This window comes from Mesorhizobium sp. (genome assembly GCF_004962925.1).
Lineage (GTDB): Bacteria > Pseudomonadota > Alphaproteobacteria > Rhizobiales > Rhizobiaceae > Mesorhizobium.
In genome coordinates this window covers 1-720 of the sequence record NZ_SUEO01000420.1, presented here as the reverse complement: position 1 = coordinate 720, position 720 = coordinate 1, and the positions used below count along the sequence as shown (strand labels likewise).

2 pseudogenes are annotated in these 720 nt (G+C 60.8%); both read right to left on the bottom strand.

What is annotated here, in order from left to right:
* Positions 1–246 (bottom strand): annotated as a pseudogene (locus E5W87_RS35510) (hypothetical protein); the annotation flags it as partial.
* Between the two features lie 240 nt (positions 247–486).
* A pseudogene (gene tuf, locus E5W87_RS35505) lies at positions 487–720 on the bottom strand (elongation factor Tu); the annotation flags it as partial.

The following is a 720-nucleotide window of genomic DNA, read 5'->3' as shown; positions in this document are numbered from 1 at the left end:
CAGCGCCGCTTCGACGTTGCCGCCGGGAGAGTCCACGACAACAGGCAGTTTTCGGCCGCCGAGTGCTTTGAGCGTGCGTTTGAACAGGGCCGGCGTGCCGGCTTCTATCGAGCCTTCAGCCGATATCCATTCCGGGCAGATCGGTTCGCAACCAGGCGCGCTGCTGCGGACGACGACAAACCGCATCGTCGGGCCAAGATCCGGCGCAGATTTTTTTGTATTCGCCGCGAAGGCAGCGTGTCCCATGACAAGGAACGACGCCAGGCAGATCACCCCCAGCGTCCACCATGTCTGGCCATTCAAACGGTGCCATGGAACCATTTGGGCAAGCCCCCGCTATGCAACCTATACTAGTTCAGGTTTGAAGGCTTGCAACAGGTTTTGGAGCGACTGCGCAGGTGCATATCGGCGGTGCCCCAAAAGCAAAAAGGGCAGCCCGAGGACTGCCCTTTCGCATTTCGATCTAGCCGGCAACGCCGGCGTCGATTACTCTTTGATGGTGACGACGATGCCGGCACCGACGGTGCGGCCGCCTTCACGGATGGCGAAGCGCAGCTTCTCTTCCATGGCGATCGGCACGATCAGCTCGACATCGACCGTGATGTTGTCGCCCGGCATCACCATCTCGGTGCCTTCCGGCAGCGACACGATGCCGGTCACGTCGGTCGTGCGGAAATAGAACTGCGGACGGTAGTTGGTGAAGAACGGCGTGTGACGGCC